Annotated in this window: 2 protein-coding genes; both read right to left on the bottom strand. The window is 63.5% G+C overall.

The window, feature by feature from the left end; genetic code table 11:
- Nucleotides 1-31: 31 nt before the first annotated feature.
- The gene (locus K5E37_RS03075; protein WP_221533117.1) at nucleotides 32-8,332 is read right to left on the bottom strand and encodes a non-ribosomal peptide synthetase; all 8,301 of its coding nucleotides are present in this window, start codon (nucleotides 8,330-8,332) and stop codon (nucleotides 32-34) included.
- Complete coding sequence (locus tag K5E37_RS03070; protein ID WP_221533116.1) at nucleotides 8,329-21,327, bottom strand: non-ribosomal peptide synthetase; 12,999 nt, start codon at nucleotides 21,325-21,327, stop codon at nucleotides 8,329-8,331. Before K5E37_RS03070 ends, K5E37_RS03075 begins: the two co-directional genes overlap by 4 nt.
- Nucleotides 21,328-21,373 lie beyond the last annotated feature (46 nt).

The raw sequence follows: 21,373 nt of genomic DNA, 5'->3' as shown, positions 1-21,373 counted from the left end.
CAGCGGCCGGGTTCCAGGATAAAGACTTCACTCAGGACAACACTTGATCCGCCGCCACCGTCAGCCCGTCATGCCACCACGCCGCGAGACTGAAGACGTTGGGTGCCTTGAGAATCGTGAAGTGATTCCCGGGGCCGTACCACACAGTCAGATCCCTGGCCTCGCGCTGCCAGCCTTCGAGCATCGCCGCCTGTTCGCGCTGATTGCCCGAGGCGTCCAGCGTCGGGTCGTCCACCAGCGCCAGACGCACCGGCCCGGTGTAGGCCAGAGTCGATCGATAGACCGTGCGCAGCGCGGTGGCGAAGGTGCGCACCGGCCCCTGCATCGCATCGACTGACGCACGTTCGGACAGCACACCCGCGCGCACCATCCCGTCATGCAGCAGGCGCATTTGCGTGGTGTCGTCGGCTTCGGCAAAGTCCAGCGCATCGATGCCCAGAGACTTGCCGCTGGACAGTTGCAGCGACTCGATCAGCCGCAACAACGCCGCCGTTGTGGTGTAAGGCTTGCCCACGACGCTGTTGCCGCCCGGTGATTCGCTGTCGATCAGGGTCAGGGACGCCACTTCGCGCCCTAAGGCCTGCAACTGCGCCGCCATGGCGTAGGCCACCCAGCCGCCGAACGAATGTCCGATCAGATGCACCGGTCCTTGCGGATACAACTGCTCAAGCGCCCGCAAGTAGAACGTGGCGGCGCTTTCGACCCGGCTGTGCGGCACCGTCGCGCCGTCGAGGCCTCGGGGTTGCAACCCATGAATCGGCCACTCCGGCCCCAGTGCCTCGGTCAGGTGGAGGAACCCGGTGACACTGTCGCCAGCCCCCGGCACACAGAAAATCGGCGCATGCCCGGAGTGACCGGTCTGAATCGTCAGGATCGGCTGATAAGCCGGTGGCACTGGAGCAATTGCCGTTTCCAACGCCTGAGTCAGTGCCTGCCCCAATGCCTGAACGTGGGGTGCTTTCATCATGCTCTGGTGGTCACCTGGTACGTCGATGCAGTTCAGCTCCACACCTGGCAATTCTTCAGCCCAACCGCGGGTGAGGCTGAGTCGCGACATTGGCGCCGAACGCTCCATGGCACGCAGCAGATGCAACGGCAGACGGATCGGGTTGATCCGGTAATGCGCCAACGCATGCCCGTGGGCCACTTCACGGTCGAGGTAATGCCAGGCATCCTCCGGCGAGACAGCCGCGAGCTCGGGTCTGAGCAACTGCTGCTCGTGACAATGGTTGAACAAATCGGCGAACGCCCACTGCTCAAGTTCGGTCTGCAACACGGCCAGACGCGCCAGTGCTTGCTGCCCCTGTGTCTCGTGCCCGGCCCAATGCGCCGTGCAATGCAAAAGCAATTGGCGCTTGTGCACATGTACATCGTTCCACTGCGCCTTGTTCGGATCGGCCAGGCGTGGCACGTAAGTATCGATCAGCCCGACGAACGCCACTGACTCGTCCATCCCGAGCAGTTGCGCCGCGATTTCATAAGCCAGCACGCCACCGAACGACCAGCCGGCAAGCCGATAGGGGCCGTGGGGTTGTCTGACGCGGATCACCTCGACCAGTCGGGTTGCCAGGCATTCCATGGTACGCAGTTGCGTCATACCGGAATCGATTCCCGGCAAGCCGTAAATCGGGAACTCACCGCCGATGTGCATGCCCAGCGCCGGGAAATACAGGTCACGACCACTGAACTCATGCACCAGGAACAACGGCGTTCCCTGGTCACTTGCACGCACCACGACCACGCCGTCATGGAGCGGCACAGCGTCACTGCGCTGGCACAGCAGCGTGGCAGTCCCCTCGACAGTGGGATGCTGGAACAGCTCGGCCAACGAAACCGGCATGTCGGCCTTTTGCATCAGATCGACGAGCCGCACCGCCAGCAGCGAATGCCCGCCCAGTTCGAAGAAGTTGTCATGGCGCCCTACCCGCCCGACTTGCAACACTTCAGCCCATAGCCCGGCCAGTGATTCCTCAAGAGGATTGGCCGGCGCTTCATAGTCACGCATGACTAGCGCTTGGTGTGTCGGCGCCGGCAGGGCTTTGCGATCGAACTTGCCGTTGTTGTTCAGCGGCAGGCTCGCCATCGCCACCCAGGCGGTCGGCACCATGTACTCCGGTAACCTTGCTTGCAGCAGCGCGCGCAGAGTAGCGCTCTGCAATTCCGAATCGTGCGCGGTGTAATAGGCCACCAGCCGCGTTGGCGCCTGCTCGTCGCGTCGGGCCAGGACCACCGCTTCCTTGACTCCCGGACAACTCAACAGGCGGTTTTCGATTTCTCCGAGCTCGATCCGGAAGCCGCGAATCTTCACTTGGTCATCGTTGCGGCCGATGCATTCCAGTCGCCCCGGCGCCTGCCAGCGCACCAGGTCACCCGTGCGATACATCAAGGCTTGCGGATTGTCGCTGAACGGATCCCGGAGGAATTTCTCGGCACTCAGTTGAGGTCGATTCAGATAACCCAGCGCAACACCCTGACCACCGATGTACAACTCACCGGTGACGCCGAACGGCACCGGTTGTTGCCGGTTATCCAGCACATACACGCGGGTATTGCCGATGGGGCCGCCAATCGAAACACTGTCCGCATCCGGCGCCACCTCACGCACTTCGAAGGTGGTGGCGTACGTCGTGGTTTCGGTCGGGCCATAACAATGCACCAGGCGCAGGTCCGGCGCTTCGGCGAGCAGCTTTCGAAACGCCGCCGGATCGCCACGCTCCCCACCGCACAGCAGGATGCGCAGCCTTTTTAGCGCCTCGGGAATCAATTGCACGTACTGATTGAACAACGCGGTGGTGACAAAGAGGATCGTCGCCCCGCACCGATCAAGCTCCCGACCGAATGCCTGCGGGTCGAGCAAGGTCGCATGATCGATCACGGCCACCTGGCCACCGTTGAGCAGGGCGCCCCAGATATCCATGGTGCTCGCATCGAACGCCGGGTTCGAAGCGAATGCCACCCGGTCACTCGGGTTGAAATCGGCGTAGCCGCAATCGATCACAAGGCGGGTAATTCCGCGATGCGGCACCATGACCCCCTTCGGGGTGCCCGTGGAGCCCGAGGTGTACATGATGTACGCCAGCGCCTCCGAGGACTGAGGTAGATCCGGGTTGTGCGAAGGACTCCCGGCAAGCGCCAGGGTATCCAGATCCATTCGCCGTACCGGGTACTCGATGGCCTGATCGCTGCCGGTCAACAGCGCGACCGCCTGACAATCCTGCACCATGAATGCCTGACGCTCGGCGGGTGCATTGATGTCCAGCGGCACATAGGCCGCCGCACACTTGATGATCGCCAACTGTGCGACCAACAACTCCAGCGAGCGAGGCAACAGGATCGCCACATGATCGCCGGGCTGCACACCCTGGGCGATGAGGTGATGAGCCAGGCCGTTGGCGCGGCGGTTCAATTCTGCGTAACTCAACGCCTGCATTCCGTGCACCGCCGCGACGGCTTGCGAATCTTTGGCAGCCTGCATCTCGAATAAACGGTGCACGGTCAGTATTTGCGGAGTGTTCCGCGCGCTGGCGTTGAATTCGTCGAGCAACTGCGTGCGTTCCTGATCCTCGATTATCTGCGCGTGTTCCAGCACTGCCTGGTCGTTGTTGACCATGGCCTGCAACAAACGCTTGAAGTAACCGACATAACGCCGTGCCGTCGCCTCATCGAAGAGCGCTGTGGCGTACTCCATCCAGCCACTTATCCCGTTGGGCGACTCCCCCAGGGTCAGGGTCAGATCAAACTTGGCGAAGTGACTCGGCTCGGCCACCGCTTCCAGGGTCAGATCCCCCAGCGCCAACACCGGTCCGTCGCTGTTGCGCCAGTTGAACATGGTCTGGAACAGCGGGCTGTGGGCCAGGCTGCGGGCCGGTCGGGCGATTTCCACCACTTGCTCGAAGGGCAGGTCCTGATGATCCTGGGCCTGCAGGGTCAGCGCCTTGACCCGCGCCAGCAACGCTTCGACGCTCAGCTCACCGGAGGTATCAATGCGTAATGCCAGGGTATTGACGAACAACCCGATCAGTCCCTCGATTTCGGCCCGCTGACGGTTGGCCACCGGCGAGCCGACCACGACGTCCGATTGCCCGGCCAAACGACCGAGCAGCATCGCCCACGCGCTCAGCATCGTCATGTACAGCGTCACGCCATGGCGCTGGCTCAAGGCTTTGAGCCCGGCGCTCAAGCGCTCGTCCAGGCACACTTCGACGCTGCTGCCTGCGTAATCCTGTTGCGCCGGCCGCGGTCGGTCGGCAGGCAACGTCAGCAAGGCAGGCGCGTCGGCCAGCGTACGTTGCCAGTATTCGCTCTGGCGCTGCAATACCTCCCCGCTCAGCCAGCGTCGCTGCCAGACGGCATAGTCGGTGTATTGCAATGCCAGCGGCGGCAAAGGGTCCGCCAACCCCTGACTGAAAGCCTGATACAACGCCATCAGCTCGCGGGTCAGCACCTCCATCGACCAACCGTCGGAAATGATGTGATGCAAGGTGATCAGCAGCACATGGTGATCGTCGGCCAGACGGACCAGTCGCCCGCGAATCAACGGATCGTCCTGCAGGTCGAACGGGCCTGAGGCCTCCCCCTGAATCAGTGCCTGCAAGGCTTCGTCGGCCAGCGGGTGCTGGCGCAAGTCTTCGACACGCAGCAGCACACCGCTGTCGGGCGGGGTAATCAGCACCTGGGCTTCGCCATTGCTGGGAGCGAAGCGGCTGCGCAGGCTTTCGTGCCGGGCGACAATCCGGGCCAGCGCCCGCTGCAGCGCATCGGCGTCGAGCACACCGCGCAAACGCAGGCCGATCGGAATGTTGTAAGCCGTGTTGGCACCTTCCATCTGCGCCAGAAACCAGAAGCGCTGCTGGGAAAACGACAGCGGCAATGCGCCTTCCCGTGGCACCGGCAGGATCGGCGGCTGCGTAGAGCGTCCGGCCAGGGTCAGCGACTGCGCCACCGACGCCAGTTCGGCATTGGCGAACAACTCGCCGAGCGCAAGCTCTACACCCAGTCGCTGACGCACCTGCGCGACCATGCGCATGGCCAGCAACGAATGGCCGCCCAACTCAAAGAAATGATCCTGACGCCCTATCCGTTCGACCTGCAGAACCTCGGCCCAGATCTGCGCCAGTGTGCACTCCAGTTCGCCTTGTGGCGCCTCGTATTCGTGTGTGAGCAGGGCCGTGCGCTCCGGTAACGGCAAGGCCTTGCGATCGAGCTTGCCATTGGCGGTCAACGGCAAGCTGTCGAGCCTGACGAACGCGACCGGCACCATGTATTCGGGCAACTGGCCCAGCAAATGCTCGCGCAGCTGCGCTACCGCCAGTGGCTGCACCTGGGCCTGCTCGGTGAAATAGGCCACCAGCCGTGGTTGTCCTGGCTCGTCTTCACGAGCCAGGACAACCACTTCCTGAAGGCCGGGAAGCTGATGCAGGCGGCTTTCGATTTCCCCCAATTCGATGCGCATGCCGCGGATTTTCACTTGATCATCGTTGCGCCCCAGATAGTCGATCGTCCCGTCCGGGCGCCAGCGAGCTAGGTCGCCAGTGCGATACATACGCGCATTCGGTCGTTCACTGAAGGGGTCCGGCAGAAAGCGTTCGGCGGTCAGTTGCGCACGGTTCAAGTAACCGCGCGCCACGCCTGCGCCACCGATATACAGCTCGCCGGATACGCCGATCGGCACCGGACGCTGTTGGTCGTCGAGCAGGTACACCGAGGTATTGCTCACCGGTTTGCCGATGTGCAGCGCCTCCCCCGCCTCGATCCGTCCGGACGTGGCGACTACGGTGGCTTCGGTAGGGCCATAGTTGTTGATCACATCGAAATGCTGATTGCGCGAAAACTGACGCAAGCGGTCGCCGCCGATCAGCAGGGTACGCAATGTCGGGTGCTCGAGATGCCGGCTGAAGGCGTATTCGGCGACGGGCGTCGGCAGGAAACTCACGTCCAGCGGTTGCGCGCACCACCAGGCCAGCAGCCCGTCGACGTCTTCGCCGCCGTCCTGCGCAGGCGCCAGGTGCAGGGTCGCGCCGACGGACAGCGATGGCCAGATTTCCCAGGCCATCGCGTCGAAGCCGAACCCGGCCAGACTCGACGTATGGCGGCCGGCACACAGGTCAAACGCGTTGCTGTGCCAGTCGACCAGATTGGCCAGTGTCTGGTGTTCGACCATCACGCCCTTGGGCAAACCGGTGGAGCCCGAGGTGTAGATCACGTAAGCCAGGTTCGCCTCGGACAGACCCGGTACCACGGGGTTTGCGTCATTGCCTGAGCGCCAGGTGCGCGGGTCGAGATCGATCACCGGCAGCTCCTGCGTCGGCAGCCGTGCAAGGAGGTCACGTGAAGTCAAGATCGCCACCGGTGCGCAATCACTCAGCAGATAGTTCAGGCGTTCGGCCGGATGCGCGGGGTCGATCGGCACATACCCGGCGCCTGCCTTGAGGACTGCGAGCAATCCGGCCAGAGTATCCAGTCCTCGCCGGGCGACGACTGCGACCCGGTCATCCGGCTGCACACCCAGATCGATCAAGCGATGCGCCAGACGGTTGGCCTGGCGGTTCAGTTCGTGGAACGTCAGTTGCTTGTCCAGGTGCACCGCCGCCAGCGCTTGCGGTCGCGCGACGACCTGCGCCTCGAAGCGTTGATGAATCGTCTGTCCGCGAGGGTATTCGACATCGCTGGCGTTGAACCCCGTCAACAGCTGTTCGCGCTCCGGGGCGGGCAACACCGACAGTTGACTCAGCGGCGTATCCGCCGCGAGCGCCAGCGCCTGCAACAGGTTTTCCATGGCACACACCATATAGCCGCAGATCCGCTGCGCCTCGACCTCACGGCTGGCCAGCAGCGTCAGGCTGAAGTGATCGCCAAAGTCATCGATGCTCAAGGTCAGCGGGTAATTGGTGCGTTCCTCCGCATGCAGGACGCTGATCCCCTCCCAGGCCGAAAGCGCCTCGGCACTGGCATTGGCACTCGAGGTGCTGTGCCGATAATTGAGCAGCGAACTGAACAGCGGCGATGACCCGACCACCCCGCTGCAGCGCTGGGCCAGCGCCAGTGGTGCGTGCTCATGGCGCATCAGGCTCGTCAGACGTGCCTGTGTGGCCTTCACCGACTCGCTTGCTGCCAGCGCGCTGACCTCGACCCGTAGCGGCAAGGTGTTGATGAAAATGCCGAGCGCGCGATCGGTAGATTCCGCGCCTTGCATCCGCCCCATCAGCACAGTACCGAACACGACAGGAGACTTGCCGGTGAGTGCATTCAGGACCTGCCCCCAGCCAAGGTGGAACAGACTCGCGACACTCACGCCGAGCGAACGGGCACTGGCTCGCAGGCGCTGCCCCAGCAGTGGGTCAAGTGGCACATTGCATTCTTCGATGTCGCTGCCGTCGCCATGCACGCCTTGCAGGCCGAACGGCAACGTCGGTTCGTCGATGTCACCCAGCATCTCGCGGAAAAACGCCTCGTGCTCCGACTCGCTGATGCCAAGCCGCGCCTGGGCGACATAATTGCGAAACGGTACGGGCGCTCCCAGTCTGGCGCTCTGCCCTGACAGGCAAGCCTGCATTTCTTCGCTGACCACCGCCAGCGCCGAGTGATCCATCGCCATGTGATGAAACAGCAACATCGCGACGATACGCCCGGTCTTTGCATCCCGGGCATGGGCCAGCTGCAATAGCGGCGCACGTGTCACGTCGAGACGAAAATGCCGGGCGTCGAATCGCGCATGCAACTGCTCCAGAACATCGCCTTGAGCCACATCGAGCTGCACTTCTTCCACAGGTAACCCGACACGTCGCAGGACCACTTGCACCGGCGTATCCAGTCCTTCCCAGACGATGGCGGTGCGCAGAATGTCGTGGCGTTCGATGACGGTCTGCAGGGCCTGGACGAATGCCCCGAATCGCTCAGGTCCGCTGAACGCGAATTTCGCCTGCATCACATACGGATCACCCTGTGCAGCGCTCGCGTGGTGGTAGAGGATGCCCTCCTGCAACGGCGTCAGCGGATAGATGTCCTGGACATTGGCGCCGCCGCCAGGGATCTGCGCGACAATTTGATCGAGGGTGTCCTGGCTCAGGTCAACCATTGTCAGCATCGCCGGGGTAACCCGTGTTGTGCCCGGTGAAATGCCATTGACCGGCACTGCAATCTGCCCTTCCCGTGCGGGCGAGTAACCGCCCGCCTCGATCAGCTCGATCAATGCCGGTTTGTGCTCGCGCAATGCGGCCAGCAAGGCCTGTTCACTCAGGGCCTGCTTGTTGCCATTGACCCGTAATTGTCCGTCCGTGATTGCCAACTGGATGTCTTTTGTCTTCAGCGTCGCCAACAGTTCATTCAGGTTCACAGGACGATCTCCATTCTTTCCGTGATAGCCGCGTAACCAGCCAGAGTCGGTTGCTCGAACAACGTCCGGACATCGGCTTCGATACCTTCCTGTTGCAGGCGCCCGATCAGACTGACCGCCAGCAACGAATGCCCACCCAGCTCAAAGAAATGGTCTTGTCGCCCGACGCGCTCGACTTTGAGCAATTCACACCACAGTCGCGCGAGGAGGATTTCCATCTCGCCGACCGGCGCTTCGTATTCGCGAATGCTGACTGCAGCCGAATCCGGTGCGGGCAGCGCCTTGCGATCGACCTTGCCATTAGGGCTCAGCGGCAGGCTGTCGAGCGCGACGAATGCCGACGGCACCATGTAATCGGGCAAGCGTGCGAGCAAGTGTTCGCGCAACGCCTCGATCCCCGGTTGCCCGGCTTCGGCGTGCCAGGTGAAGTACGCCACCAGACGCTCCTCACGCACCAGCACCACGGCTTCTCGCAAGGCTGGATGGCTCAACAGTTGCGCTTCGATCTCACCCGGTTCCAGACGCAAGCCACGCAGCTTGACCTGGAAGTCGTTGCGCCCGATGAATTCGAGCTGGCCATCGGCGCGGTAGCGCACCCGGTCGCCCGTGGCGTACAGCCGATCGCCGGCAACGAACGGGCTCGGGATAAACCGTTCAGCCATCAACTGCGGCAACCCCAGATAACCCCGCGCAACCCCGGCACCACCAATGAACAATTGACCGATGACGCCCATCGGCACCGGCCGTTCGGCGGCGTCGAGTACGTACAGACGAGTGTTGTTGATCGGCCGCCCGATCGGCAACGCGCTGTCCGGCACCGGCATCGACGGCTCCAGCGTCCACACCGTGCTGTCGACCGTGGCTTCAGTCGGGCCGTAAACGTTGTGCAAGCGCACTTGCGGCAAACGCTCGCGCACAAGGCGGGCCAGCGCCGGCGTCAGGTCGCCACCGCCACAGAACACGTCGGTGAGACTGCTGCACTGGCTGACATCGTCCTGCTCGAGGAACTGTTGCAACAGCACCGGCACAAACTGGATCACGCTGATCCGCTGCTCGCGAATCACCTGCGCCAGATACGCCGGCTCGCGGTGCCCGTCAGGACGCGCCAGCACCAGACGCAAACCGGCGCTCAACGGCCAGAACAGCTCCCAGACCGAGGCATCGAAACTGAACGGGGTTTTCTGCAACAGGGCGCCGTCCGTCACGGCAGGACACAGCTGAGAACTCCAGTGCAGCAAATTGCCGACGCCGCGATGCTCGACCATCACGCCTTTCGGCGCACCGGTCGAACCGGAGGTGTAAATCACGTAGGCCAGGTTCGAAGCACTCAGGCCCGGCACTTGCGGGTTGTCGTCCGGATTGAATGTCCAGTGAGTCTGATCCAGATCGATCACCAGCGCAGTGCTCTCGCCCAGCAACTCACGCGTCGCCCCGTGCACCAGCACCGCTATCGGCGCGCTGTCCTTGAGCATGTAATCCAGACGTTCTGCCGGGTACGCCGGATCCAGCGGCACATAGGCGCCGCCAGCCTTGAGAATGCCGAGCAGACCGACCATCAGTTCCAGCCCGCGCTCGACGCAGATTGCCACCCGAGAATCCGGCCCCACGCCCAGCTCGCGCAGGTGATGGGCCAGACGGTTGGCCTGTGCGTTGAGTTCGGCGTAAGTCAGCCGCTGCTCACCAGCCTGCAAAGCAACGGCTTGCGGCGTGCGTTGCACTTGCGCCTCGAACAGCCCGTGAACGGTTTGCTCCAGATTGTCGTCAGTGCCGGTGACATTGAGGTCGTAAAGCACCCGCTGACGTTCTGCGCCGTCAAGGATCGGCAAGCGGTTCAGCGGCTGATCCGGTGCCTGTTCCAGAGCCTCCGCCAGTGTCTCCAGCGCGGTCTGCATGTAGTCGCAGATCCGCTGCGAACCGATGCTCGCCGGGGTCATGGCGGTGAGCACAAAACCGCTGCCCAGATCATCGACGCCCAGACTCAATGGATAGTTGGTGCGTTCTTCGCTGCTCAGGGTCTCGATGCCTTGCCAGGCCTGACGAAGGTTTTGCTGTTGAGCTTCATCAGCGCTGTGCCGGTAGTTGAGCATCGAACTGAACAGCGGCGACGGCGCGGCCACGCCGCTGCAACGCTGGGCCAGTGCTAGTGACGCGTGCTCATGGCCGAGCAATGCGCTGAGTCTCGCATGCGTCGCCCGAGCCCCTTCGCGCACCGGGGTTGCCCCCAGATCGACCCGCAGCGGCAAGGTGTTGATGAACATCCCCAACGCCCGGTCGGCCCCCTCGCCGCCCTGCATCCGGCCCATCAGCACCGTGCCGAACACCACCCGCTCCTGCCCGGACGTCGCCGCCAGCACCTGTGCCCACGCAAGGTGGAACAGGCTGGCCACGCTGATGCCCAATTGCCGTGCGAGGCTGCGCAGACGCTGGCCGGTCGCTTCGGTCAGGGCCTGTCGCGTTTCCTCGATGTCGCTACCGTCACCTTGCACATCCTGCAAACCGAACGGCAAGGTCGGCTCGTCGATGTCGCCGAGCATGTCGCAGAAGAACGCTTCGTGCTCCTGCTCGCTGACACCCAGCCGCGCCTGCGCTACGTAGTTGCGGTAAGGCACCGCCGCGCCCAGCGAAGCTTCGTGCCCTTGCAGGCAGGCGAGCATTTCGTGCTGCACCACGTCCAGCGCGGTGTGATCCATCACCACATGGTGGAACAGCAGCATCGCGACCACCCGGTCGTGGGCCGGATCACGGGCATACACCAGACGCAGCAACGGTGCCTGGCTGATGTCGAGGCGGTAGTGACGGGCATCGAAACGCCCGTGCAATTGCTCGAGGATGTCGCCATCCGCCGGATCAAGCACGATCTCCTGCACAGGCAGATCTGCGTGACGCCAGACCACTTGCATTGGCTCGGCCAATTTCTGCCAGATCACCGCTGTACGCAGGATGTCGTGACGGGAAATGACCTGACGCAGCGCCGTCGCGAACGCTTCCACACGCTCGATGCTGTCGAAGGCCAGCCGCGATTGCAGCAGATACGGGTCGCCCTGTTCGGCGCTCAAGTGGTGGTAAAGAATGCCTTCCTGCAACGGCGCGAGCGGATAAATGTCCTGCACGTTGACGGCGCCGCCGGGCACTGTGGCAACGATCCGGTCGATGCTCGACTGATCCAGCTCGGTCAGGCTCAGCAACTCCGGAGTGATGCGGGTGCAGTCGGCAGCAATGCGGTTGGCCGGCACTTCGATTTCGCGACCGCTGCCCACCGCCGCAGCCAGTGCAGCCAGCGTTGGCTGGCTGAACAGCACACGCACGTCAGTGCTCAGACCAATCTGGCGCAGGCGTTCGATCAGGGTGACGGCCAGCAGCGAATGGCCGCCCAGTTCGAAGAAGTTGTCGTGGCGACCGACTTTTTCCAGCTTCAGGACATCGGCCCAGATCTGTGCCAGCGCGGTTTCCACCGGCCCTCGCGGGGCCTCGTACTCGCGGCTGAGCCAGGCGCTTTGATCCGGTTCCGGCAAGGCCTTGCGGTCGAGTTTGCCGTTGGCGGTCAGCGGCAAGGTGTCGAGGCGCACGTAAGCCGCCGGGATCAGCGCTTGCGGCAACCGGGTTTGCAGATGATTGCGCAGAGCTTCGATATCAGTCGGCGCTCGCTCGGTGAACCACACCAGCAACTGCCCGTCGCGCACCAGCGCCACTGCGTCCTGCACTGCCGGATGGCTGGCCAGCGCCGCTTCGATTTCCCCCAGTTCAACTCGCACGCCGCGCAGTTTCACCTGATCGTCGTTGCGGCCCAGGTACTCGATGTTGCCGTCCGCCAGCCAGCGTGCGAGGTCGCCGGTGCGGTACATGCGTCCTTCGTTGAACGGATCATTCAGGAAGCGTTCAGCGGTCAGATCGGGACGGTTCAGGTAACCCCGCGCCACGCCGGCGCCGGCGACGTACAACTCGCCCGTCACACCCACGGGCACCGGACGTTGCTGGTCATCGAGCAGATAGATTCGGGCGTTGGCCATCGGCCGGCCGATGTGCAGCGGTTGGCCGACTTCGACCGGCCCGGACGTGGCGACCACCGTAGCCTCGGTCGGACCGTAGTTGTTGATCACCGAGAAGGTCTGCTCGCGATTGAACTGACGCAGCTTGTCGCCGCCGATCAGCAAGGTGCGCAGGGTCGGATGTTGCAGTTCGCGGCTGAACGCATATTCGGCCACCGGAGTCGGCAAAAAGCTCACTTGCAACGGCTGCGCCCGCCACCAGTCGAGCAGTTCGTCCAGGTGCTCGTTGCTCACCGATTCCGGCGGCAGGTGCAACGTCGCGCCGACGCACAGCGCCGGCCAGACTTCCCACGCCATCGCATCGAAACCGAACCCGGCCACGCTGGCGGTGTGGCTGCCGGCGTGCAGGTCAAAGGCTTCGGCGTGCCAGTGCACGAGATTTTCCAGGGTCGCGTGTTCGACCATCACGCCCTTCGGCTGGCCGGTGGAGCCCGAGGTGTAGATCACATAGGCCAGGTTGTCCGGCGTAAAATCGGCGACCTGCGGATCAGCAACCGACAGGCCTGACCAGGTTTCATGGGCGAGATCGATCACCGGCACGCCCGACTGATTCGGCAAATCGACGTTGCGAACCAGTACCACCCTCGGCGCACTGTCGGCCAGCATGTAAGCGATTCGCTCGGGTGGATAAGCCGGGTCGACCGGTACATAGGCGGCGCCGGCCTTGAGGATCGCCAGCAAACCGACCAGCATTTCCGGGCTGCGTTTGAGACAGATCGCCACTCGCGTATCGGTGGTAACACCCATCCCCTGCAGATGATGGGCCAGGCGATTGGCGCGCTGGTTCAATTGCCAGAAAGTCAGGCGCTGCGTGCCCGCCTGAACCGCCACGGCATCCGGCGTGCGCGCAACCTGCGCTTCGAACAGATGATGAGCACCTTGCGCTGACGGGTAAACGGCGGAGCTCGCATTGAAGTCGCCAAGCAGCTGCTCGCGCGCCGCCGCGGACAGGACGTTGAGACGTTCAAAGGCCTGTCCGGGGTTGTCAGCCAACGCTGTCGCCAGCTCCGTCAGAGCGGTGTGCATCAGCTCGCAGACCCGCTGCGCCCCCACATGATCCGGGGTCAGCACCGACAGATTGAAGCCATCACCCCGGTCGTTGATGCTCAGGGTCAGCGGATAATTCGTGCGCCCGTCCTGGGCCAGGAATTCGATGCCTTGCCAGACCGGATCAACAGGCTCTCGCGCAGCGTCGTGGCCGCCATGCCGATAGTTGAGTACCGCGCTGAACAGCGGCAAAGGGGCGGCCACGGCGCTGCAACGCTGAGCCAGTGCCAGCGACGCATGCTCATGTCCCAGTAAAGCCGCCAACCGCTCATGAACCGTTCGAACCGCTTCGCTCACACTTTGCCCGGCAACCTCCACGCGCAGCGGCAAGGTGTTGATGAACATCCCCAATGCCCGATCCGCGCCCTCACCGCCTTGCATGCGGCCCAGCAGCACCGTGCCGAACACGACGTCCCGGCGTCCGGAGGTCGCCGCCAGCACCCGTGCCCAGGCGAGATGAAACAGGCTCGCGACGCTGACCCCGTATTGCCGTGCCTGGCTGCGCAGGTGCCGATTCAATTCCACCGGCAGCGCCAGCGAATGCTCCTCGATGTTGCGGCCGTCGCCCTGTACGTCCTGCAATCCGAATGGCAGGGTCGGCTCGTCAATATCACCGAGCATCTCGCGAAAGAAGCTTTCGTGTTCTTCCTCGCTGATGCCTTGGCGAGCCTGATGGACGTAGTTGCGGTAGGGCGCGGCAGGCGGCAAAGACTCAACCTGCCCCGGCAGATACAACTGCATTTCCCGGCGAACCACCTCCAGCGCGGTGTGATCCAGCACGACGTGATGAAACAACAGCACGCCTGCCACCCGGTCATGCAGCGGATCTTCGGCATACACCAAACGGATCAGCGGTGCCTGACCGAGGTCGAGGCGATAATCCCGGGCATCGAAGCGTGCGCGCAACTGATCGAGGATATCGCCATCCAGCGGACTCAAATCGACCGATTGCACCGCCAGCGCGGCTTCTCGCCATACCACTTGCTGCGGGTTCGGCAATCCTTCCCAAACCAGACTGGTGCGCAGGATGTCGTGGCGCGCAATCACCTTTTGCAAGGCGTTGGCAAAAGCGCGCAGGCGCTCGACGCTGGCAAAGGCCAGACATGATTGCAGCAGATACGGATCGCCCTGCTCCGCGCTCAAGTGGTGATAGAGGATGCCTTCCTGCAACGGCGCCAGCGGGTAAATGTCCTGCAAGTTGGCGGCGCCGCCGGGCACCGTGGCAACGATCCGGTCGATGCTCGGCTGATCCAGTTCGGTCAGGCTCAGCAACTCCGGAGTGATGCGGGTGCAGTCGGCAGGAATGCGATTGGCCGGCACTTCGATTTCGCGACCGCTGCCCACCGCCGCGGCCAGGGCTGCCAGAGTTGGCTGGCTGAACAGCACGCGCACGTCGGTGCTCAGGCCGATCTGGCGAAGGCGTTCGATCAGGGTGACGGCCAGCAGCGAGTGGCCGCCCAGTTCGAAGAAGTTGTCGTGGCGACCGACTTTTTCCAGCTTCAGGACATCGGCCCAGATCTGCGCCAACGCAGTTTCCACCGGGCCTTGCGGGGCTTCGTATTCGCGGCTGAGCCAGGCGTTCTGATCCGGTTCCGGCAAGGCCTTGCGGTCGAGTTTGCCGTTGGCGGTCAGCGGCAAGGCGTCGAGGCGCACGTAAGCCGCCGGGATCAGCGCTTGCGGCAATCGGGTTTGCAGATGATTGCGCAGGGTTTCGATATCGGTCGGCGCACGCTCGGTGAACCACACCAGCAACTGCCCGTCGCGCACCAGCGCCACTGCGTCCTGCACTGCCGGATGGCTGGCCAGCGCCGCTTCGATTTCCCCCAGTTCAACTCGCACGCCGCGCAGTTTCACCTGATCGTCGTTGCGGCCCAGGTACTCGATGTTGCCGTCCGCCAGCCAGCGTGCGAGGTCGCCGGTGCGGTACATGCGTCCTTCGTTGAACGGATCATTCAGGAAGCGTTCAGCGGTCAGATCGGGACGGTTCAGGTAACCCCGCGCCACGCCGGCGCCGGCGACGTACAACTCCCCCGTCACACCCACTGGCACGGGGCGTTGCTGCTCATCCAGCAAATAGACCTTGGCGTTGGCAATCGGCCGGCCGATGTGCAGCGGCTGGCCGACTTCGACCCGGCCGGAGGTGGCGACCACCGTGGCTTCAGTCGGGCCATAGTTGTTGATCACCGCGAAACTCTGTTCGCGATTGAACTGACGCAGCTTGTCACCACCGATCAGCAAAGTGCGCAAGGTCGGATGTTGCAGTTCACGGCTGAACGCATATTCGGCCACCGGGGTTGGCAGGAAACTGACCTGCAACGGCTGCGCACGCCACCAGTCGAGCAGTTCGTCCAGATGCTCGTTGCTCACCGATCCCGGCGGCAGGTGCAGGGTCGCGCCGACGCACAGCGCCGGCCAGACTTCCCAGGCCATCGCATCGAAACCGAACCCGGCCACGCTGGCGGTGTGGCTGCCGGCGTGCAGGTCAAAGGCTTCGGTGTGCCAGTGGACAAGGTTTTCCAGGGTCGCGTGTTCGACCATCACGCCCTTCGGCTGGCCGGTGGAGCCGGAGGTGTAGATCACGTAGGCCAGATGTGCCGGGGTCAGTTCCGGCAACTGTGGATTGCTGTCCGGCAGGTGCTGCCAGGCGTCGCTGTCAAGATTGATCACCGGCACGGCGCCCAGCAGGTCGCGGGTGACTGTCTGTGCCAGTACCGCCACCGGGTCGCTGTCCTGCAACAGATAAGTGATCCGTTCTGCCGGATGTGCCGGATCGACCGGAACATAACCGGCGCCAGCCTTGAGAATCGCCAGCAGCCCGACCAGCATCTGCGGACCACGCTGCACGCAGAGCGCGACGCGATCGTCCGGTTGCACACCGAGGCCGATCAGGTGATGGGCCAGGCGGTTGGCGCGGCGGTTCAACCCGTCGTAGCTCAGACTTTGCCCGCCCTGCACCACTGCTACAGCGTCGGGTTGGGTCGCTGCTCGCGCTTCAAACAATTGGTGCACCACATGGCCGTGGGCAAAGTCGCGACCGGTAACATTGAAACCGACCAGCACGCGCTGGCGTTCGGCCGCCGACAGAATCGACACCTGATTCAATGGCGCATTGCGGTCTTGTTCCAGCGCGCTCAGTAAATTGTGCAATGCCGCTTGCAGGTAGTCGCAGACCCGCATGCCATCCACTTCGGGCACTGCCTGCACAGAAAGCCGGAAGCCCTGTCCAAGGTCGTCGACGCTGACCACCAGCGGATAGTTGCTGCGCTCACGAGAATCGAGAATCCGGATGCCTTCCCATCCCGGCGTAGCCGTCTGTTGCGCACTGTGGCGATAGTTGAGCAAGGTATTGAACAGCGGATCCGAACCCGTCACGCCACTGCAACGTTGAGCCAGTATCAGCGGCGCCTGCTCATGCACCAGCAGTTGCGCCAGACGCTCGTGGGTAGACCTGACACCCGCCTCCACCGTCGTTGCCCCGACATGGACCCGCAGCGGCAGTGTGTTGATGAACATACCCAACGAACGGTCGGCGCCCTCTCCACCCTGCATGCGCCCCAGCAGCACCGTACCGAATACCACCTCCTCGCGCCCGCAGACCTGCGCAAGTACCTGACCCCAGGCCTGATGCACCAGACTCGCAACACTGATGCCCAGCGTGCGGGCCTGTTTGCGCAGGCGCCCGGCAAGACCCTCATCCAGTGCCAGTTCGCTGTCCACGATGTTTGTGCCATCGCCGAGTACGTCTCGCAGGCCGAACGCCAGGGTCGGTTCGACGATGTCGCCGAGCATCTCGCGAAAGAACGCTTCATGTGCCTGGGCATTCGAACCGAGACGGGCCTGAGCGACATAGTTGCGGTATTGCACGGGGGGCGGCAGCGCGCCGACTTGCCCGTCAAGTGCGTCGCTCATCTCGGCCACCAACACCTCGAGCGCGGTGTGATCGAGCACGATGTGGTGCAACAGCAGGATTCCGACCCAGCGGTTTTGCAACGGGTCTTCGGTGTAGGCGAAGCGCATCAACGGCGCACGCTGCAAGTCCAGGCGATAGTGTCGCGGATCGAAGCGCGCCTGCATTTGCTGCAACACATCACCGTCCTGCGGATCGGCATCCACCCGCTCCAGTGCCAGCGGCGCCGAACGCCAAACAACTTGCACTGGCTCGTCAAGGTTTTCCCTTACCACGCTGGTACGCAGGACGTCGTGCCGGGCGATGACACTGTTCAACGCGCGAACGAACGCCTTGATCTGCGCCAGTCCGTCGAAGGCGAATTGCGCTTGCAGCACGTACGGGTCACCGTCGGCGATGGCCAGATGGTGATAGAGGATTCCCGCCTGCAACGGTGCCAGGGCGTAGATGTCCTGCACGTTGTCGATACCGCCATCGACGGTCTCGACGATACGGTCGATGGCCGCTTGATCCAGCGTGGCCAGCGGCAGCATGTCCGGGGTGATGCGGGTGCAACCGGGTTCGATGCGGTTGGCCGGCACGCTGATCGTGGCGTCCCCTCCCAGCGTCGCGGCGAGTGCCGCCACGCTTGGCTGGCCGAACAGCACACGGACGTCGCACTGCATGTTTTGCTGACGCATGCGCTCGATCAGCTTCACCGCCAGCAACGAATGCCCGCCCAGCTCGAAGAAATTGTCATGCCTGCCCACCCGGTCCAGTCCGAGCAAGGTCTGCCAGATCACAGCGATGCGGGTTTCGATTTCGCCGAGCGGTGCTTCAAATGCCCGCCGGGCGAAGGCTTCGTTGTCCGGCTGCGGCAACGCCCGGCGATCGAGTTTGCCGTTGGCCGTCAGCGGGAAGGCATCGAGGCGCACGAACGCGCCCGGCACCATATGCTCGGCCAGCGATGCCAGCAGGTGATCTCGCAATTGCGCAACGCTCGGTTCGACACCTTCGGCGGCCAGCCAGTAGACCACCAGACGCGTGTCGCCGGGGCTGTCCTCGCGGGCGATCACCAGCGCATCGCGCACGCCGTCGCAGGCTGCAAGACGTGCCTGAATCTCGCCAAGTTCGATACGGAAACCGCGGATTTTCACCTGATCGTCGTTGCGTCCCAGGTATTCGAGTTCGCCCTCCACCGTCCACCGAGCCAGATCGCCGGTCTTGTACAAACGCGCTTCGGCATGCTCGCTGAACGGATCGGCGATAAAGCGCTCGGCGGTCAACGCCTCACGATTCAGATAACCACGGGCAACCCCGGCGCCACCCACATACAACTCACCGGTCACCCCGGCTGGCACTGGCTCCCGCCGAGCATCGAGGACGTATAGCTGCAGGTCGGGAATGCGCACGCCGATCGGGCTGCTGGCGGTCAATTGCGCGTCTGCCGCCACCAACGGTCGATAGGTCACATGCACCGTGGTTTCGGTGATGCCGTACATGTTCACCAGCCGGGTGCCGGCGTTGCCGACCCGCGCATACCAGGGTTTGAGCGATCCTGGCTCCAGCGCTTCACCGCCAAAAATCACTTCGCGCAGCGAATGTTGCAACGGGCTGCGGCCCTGGGCGGCGATCAACTGACGGAAAGCGCTCGGCGTCTGGTTGAGTACGGTGACCCCCGTGCGGCAGAGCAACGCATAACACTCGTCCGGCGAGCGGCTGATGTGTTGCGGCACCACCAGCAACTGACCGCCGTAAGCCAGCGCGCCCCAGATTTCCCAGACCGAGAAATCAAAGGCAAACGAGTGAAACAACGCCCAGACGTCTTGCGCATTGAACCGGAACCAATCGTGGGTCGCGCCAAACAGGCGTGCCACGTTGCGGTGCTCGACCATCACCCCTTTGGGCAGCCCGGTGGAGCCAGAGGTGTAGATCACGTAGGCCAGATGCGCCGGATTCAAGTCCGGGATCTGCGGGTTGAATTCAGGTTCGGTCTGCAAACCGTCGTTATCGAGGTCGATCTGCGGCACGGATAGCCCGGCAATCCGATCCAGAGTCGCTGCCTGCATCAGCACCGCCACCGGCGCACTGTCTTGCAGGGTGAAGGTGATCCGCTCCAGCGGATAAGCCGGATCGATCGGCACATAACCGGCGCCCGCCTTGAGCACACCGAGCAGGCCGACGATCATTTGCGGGCCGCGCTCAACGCAGATCGCTACCCGGTCATCCGGACGAATGCCGAGGGCGAGCAAACGATGGGCCACCTGGTTGGCCTGTCGGTTGAGTGCCTCATAACTGTAAGTCCTGCCCTCGAACAGCAACGCGACTGCCTCGGGCCGGGTGTGCGCATGCGCTTCGAATTGCTGATGGATCAACGGCGTGTCGAGAAAACTCGCCCTCGGTGTATTGACGCCATACAACCAGTGCTCACGCTCGGCGGGCGGCAGGATGTTGAGGCTGTGCAATGCGGCTTGCGGGTTGTTCTGCAGCGCATCGACTAGACTGTCCAGTGCCGTGCGCAGGTATCCGGCGATTCGGGAGGCGCCAAGCGTCGCGTCGGCCAGCACCGTGATGCGCAGGTCCTGACCGAGGTCATCGATGTTGACCGTCAACGGGTAATTGGTGCGCTCGCGGGCGCCCAACACGTGCACCCCCGGAGACAGCTCGATCACCTCGGCAACTTCCTCCACGCTGCTGTGGCGGTAGTTGAGCATGGCGCTGAACAGCGGCGTCGGCACCGCCACGGCGCTGCAACGCTGGGCCAGTGCCAGGGACGCCTGCTCATGGGCGAGCAGCGCGGTCAGACGCCGGTGCGTCGCCAGCACGCCGTCATGAACGCTCGACCCGCCGACATCCACCCGCAAAGGCAGCGTATTGATGAACATCCCCAATGCTTGCTCGACACCGTCAGCCGCGTTCATCCGTCCCAGCAGAACGGTGCCGAACACCACCGCCGAGCGCCCGCACAACTGCCCCAGCACGCGTGCCATGGCCAGGTGCATCAGGCTCGCCACGCTCACGCCTGATTGTCGCGCCTGGGTACGCAGGCGCTGGCTCAGATCGCTGTCGAGCATGCACGAGACTTCCTCGATGCCCTGACCGCCACCTTGTACATCGTGCAAGCCACCGGGCAGCGTCGGCTCGTCGATGTCGCCGAGCATCTCGCGGAAAAATGCCTGGTGCGCTTGCTCATCCGAGCCCAGACGTGCCCTCGCCAGGTGGTCGCGAAACGGCACCGCCCTCGCTACTTCGGCATCGCGGCCTGACAGGTAGGCCTGAATTTCCCGGCGTACCACATCGAGCGCGACGTGATCCATGATCATGTGATGGAACAGCAACAATGCGACCACCCGGTCGTTGGCCGGATCCTCGGCGAACACCAACCGCAACAACGGGGCCTGTTGCAGGTCGAGGCGAAAGTACTGCGGGTCGTGGCGTGCCAGCAATTGCGCGAGTACGTCCTCGCGGTCATTCAAATCGACTTCCTCACAGACCAGCGGGGCTTCACGCCAGACCACCTGCACGGGATCGTCCAGATGCTCCCAGAGGATGGCGGTGCGCAAAATGTCATGGCGCCCGATCACCCGACGCAGCGCGTCGGTGAATGTATCCAGCCGTCCGCGACTGTCGAACGTGAACCGCGCCTGCGACACGTAGGGATCCCCCTCCGGCGCGGAGAGATGGTGATAAAGCAGCCCCTCCTGCAACGGCGCCAGCGGATAAATGTCCTGCACGTTCGCCACGCCGCCCGGCACGGTGGCGACGATGCGGTCGATGGCCGGCTGATCCAGTTGCACCAGCGGCAGCATGTCCGGGGTGATGCGCAGCGCCGGGCTCGACCAGTCGCCGCCGTGGCTCGCCACCAGTTCCAGCAACTGCGCCTTGTGTTTGGCGAGGCTGTCCCACAACGCGTCGTCCAGCGCGTCGTCGTTGCCCAGAATGACCAGGTCTTCATCGTCCTGTTGAAGGCGGATCGCATGGGTGGAAATAACAGCCATCAGCTCGCGAAATTGCATGGGGGTAACCTGCTGTAAATTCGGGAAAAAGGAGCGCGCAGCGGCG

The organism is Pseudomonas sp. RIT778 (assembly GCF_019718735.1).
Taxonomy (GTDB): Bacteria; Pseudomonadota; Gammaproteobacteria; order Pseudomonadales; family Pseudomonadaceae; genus Aquipseudomonas; species Aquipseudomonas aphyarum.
This window is presented reverse-complemented; position numbering and strand designations above follow the sequence as displayed.

Bases quoted from the DNA above. Each gene is read 5' to 3' on its own strand.
- K5E37_RS03070 (WP_221533116.1), bottom strand. From the start codon at position 21,327: ATGCAATTTCGCGAGCTGATGGCTGTTATTTCCACCCATGCGATCCGC.